This window comes from Psychrobacter sp. TWP2-1-2, from assembly GCF_049896785.1.
In the GTDB taxonomy this organism is placed as follows: Bacteria; Pseudomonadota; Gammaproteobacteria; order Pseudomonadales; family Moraxellaceae; genus Psychrobacter.
This window is the reverse complement of record NZ_JAFCVA010000040.1, coordinates 1-3267: the sequence shown is the minus strand read 5'-3', so window position 1 is coordinate 3267 and position 3267 is coordinate 1. Positions and strand designations below refer to the sequence as shown.

The following is a 3267-nucleotide window of genomic DNA, read 5'->3' as shown; positions in this document are numbered from 1 at the left end:
TATATCACTACAACCACGAGCGCCCGAATATGGGCAATGGCGGTTTTACGCCAATGCAGAAACTAAACCACGCAGCTTAATTCTATTTGATAAGTGTCTTATGGTTGGGATGATTACCAACCCTCGAAGGTGTTTTTCTAAGTATTTGTAAAGAGGTATCTCCCTGAACCCATCTTCTGACACCCTACAATCAATACCTACACTATATCTCTCAAATACGGGGTAAAGCTCTTCTATAAATTCCTCAGTGTCTTTATAGCTCCGTGACTCTAAAGACTCAGATATTTTAACTATTAATTTACCTAATTCAGACCAATAATTATGATTGAAAAATTCTCCCCAAGCAGATATAGCTTCTTGATATGTGCAATCACTTTCAAATAGTATATCTAGCTTTTCTAATTGTGTAGACAATTTATCTTTCCATCTACTCATTTTATCAAGATCAACCTGTCTGATTGTTATTAGTCTAGAATTATCAATATTATTTGGTGCATTAACTTTTAAGTTCCATGTTAGTCTATTTTCAATGGACTTTAAGGTATAATAAAACTTTTCATCTATACGAGAATAAGAGGATTCAAATTTCTCCGAACATAATATTGTTTGGACTAAACCACTTGGCATTGACCCCCAGTCCTTTCTTGACTTACAAAACATTTTAGATAGTCTAACTATTTTTCTTAAATCATCAGTTTTTGCTTTTACTTCGTTAATAAACCAAACATCTAAAGCTTTAATATCTCTCTCAGACCATTTATCGCCAGCATATTCATAATCGTATTTCTCTTGCCATTCATAATATTTTGACCTTCTAAATATGGCAAAATCGATATGGTATCCTGTTTTATAATATACTCTAACACAACCCGTTTTTACCTCTGGTTCTCTCGCAAAGCGCTTCATTTCGCTCCTAAAAGCATTAGCTATCATATTTCTCGATGCTTGAGCCCCTAAGCCAGCTAAATTAGCCGAATCAAAGACTATTGCTACATCTATATCATAATTTTTTTCATCGTTTTGTATGATAGTATGCATAGCCATAGACCCTTGAGTTCTAGTTTCTGCAATCTTAAAATCCGTACCTTTTTCTTCATTATATTTTTCTAGACCGTCTTCTAGTCTCCTAATATTATTTGCCCTCTTTTCCCGCAATTGATTTTTTTCTTTCTCAGTAAGTTTTACATGGTTCTGATAAAAATTATTAAACTCTTGAGAACAATCGAACATAGCTGTATTTCCCTAGTAATGAAGTAAATTCCTGTGCTTATAATTCTAAGTATTAAATTTTTCTAAGTATTTTTAAAATAATTTTATATTTTTTATTATGAACATCTTGGTACTGACAAGCAAGAATATGTATGTCTAGTACGTCATCTATTGTCGTACGTATTCAACTTAACCAAAACGCCCCTATCCACTTAGCGGGCGATTTTTACTTCATAAGCTGTATAGACATATAAACCAATATCAGCCATGCACTTTGCTTATTTTATAGCCCTCATTTGCTATACTAGCCCAACTTTATCGGTTAAATACCAACTTATAACACCCTCCCAAACAGCATGGTAGCCTTATGAAATTCTCAAAGTTCGGTCAAAAATTTACCCAGCCCACTGGCATCTCACAATTGATGGACGATTTGGGCGATGCGCTAAAAAGCGATCAGCCAGTCAACATGCTGGGCGGTGGTAACCCTGCCAAAATTGATGCCGTCAATGAGCTATTTTTGGAGACGTATAAAGCGCTAGGTAATGACAATGATGCAGGAGAGGCCAATAGTAGCGCGATTATCAGCATGGCGAATTACTCTAATCCGCAAGGTGATTCCGCCTTTATTGATGCCTTGGTTGGCTTCTTTAACCGTCATTATGATTGGAATCTAACCTCAGAAAACATTGCCCTGACCAATGGCTCACAGAACGCATTTTTCTATCTTTTTAATCTGTTTGGCGGTGCGTTCAAAGATGAGAAGAACGAATCTATCGACAAATCCATTCTACTGCCATTGACCCCTGAGTATATCGGTTATAGCGACGTGCATGTCGAAGGTCAGCATTTCACTGCCGTATTGCCGCATATCGATGAAGTGACGCATGATGGCGCGGCAGGCTTCTTTAAATATCGTGTGGATTTTGACGCGTTAGAGAACTTGCCAGCGCTAAAGGAAGGCCGTATTGGCGCGATTTGCTGCTCCCGCCCGACCAATCCGACTGGCAACGTACTGACCGATGATGAAATGGCACATTTGGCCGAGATTGCCAAACGCTATGACATACCGCTTATCATCGATAATGCCTACGGTATGCCCTTCCCTAACATCATCTATTCGGACGCGCATTTGACGTGGGATAACAATACAATTCTATGCTTTAGCCTGTCTAAAATTGGCCTGCCCGGTATGCGTACTGGTATTATCGTTGCCGATGCAAAAGTGATCGAAGCGGTCAGCGCGATGAATGCAGTCGTGAATCTAGCACCGACACGCTTTGGTGCAGCCATTGCCACGCCATTGGTAGAAAACGATCGTATCAAACAGTTATCTGATAATGAGATCAAGCCGTTTTATCAAAAGCAGGCGACCCTTGCCGTGAAGCTGTTAAAAGAAGCATTGGGCGAGTACCCGTTGATGATTCATCAGCCTGAAGGCGCGATATTCTTATGGTTGTGGTTTAAAGACTTGCCGATTACCACGGTTGAGCTGTACGAGATTTTAAAAGAAAAAGGCACGCTCATTGTACCAAGTCAGTATTTCTTCCCTGGTGTCGATGTTAGCGATTATCAGCATGCGCATGAATGTATTCGTATGAGTATCGCGGCGGATGAGCAGACGCTGACTGATGGTATTGCAGCGATTGGTGAAGTGGTGCGTGAATTGTATGATCAGAGATAGGTTTTGCAAGTGAGCTGAGGATTATAATTAGATCTAGTGTAAAAGTATTCGAAAGTCTCTACGCCAGTTACAGCCATCACATTATTTTAGGAATAACTAAATGAGACTTATGTCAGCTATAGTCTTACTTCTAATGTCTGGTTGTAGCGCTGTACATTCCGATGACGCTGACTATAAAGTTTTGATTCATGGCAATGAAGAATGCAACTATGACTATGGTGTAGAAGACTTTTGTGACGAATATAATCAAATATCCTATAGTAGAGTTCAGATAAAACCGATACAATACATAAAAACTAATCAACTATTCAGATAAACCATGACTTATTCAATCGACTATCGTAAACAAGTGCTGTCTAGCATCGATAATGGTC

Annotated in this window: 2 protein-coding genes; one reads left to right on the top strand and one right to left on the bottom strand. The window is 38.8% G+C overall.

The features are described 5' to 3' along the window. Nucleotides 1-45: 45 nt before the first annotated feature. Nucleotides 46-1230: a cyclic GMP-AMP synthase DncV-like nucleotidyltransferase gene (locus ACP7AE_RS14110; protein ID WP_426243851.1), complete on the bottom strand. Its 1185-nt coding sequence runs from the start codon at nucleotides 1228-1230 to the stop codon at nucleotides 46-48. A 346-nt stretch (nucleotides 1231-1576) separates the two neighbouring features. Between ACP7AE_RS14110 and ACP7AE_RS14105 the strand changes: the two genes are divergently transcribed. Further along, nucleotides 1577-2893: a valine--pyruvate transaminase gene (locus tag ACP7AE_RS14105; RefSeq protein ID WP_426243849.1), complete on the top strand. Its 1317-nt coding sequence runs from the start codon at nucleotides 1577-1579 to the stop codon at nucleotides 2891-2893. Nucleotides 2894-3267: the final 374 nt, after the last annotated feature.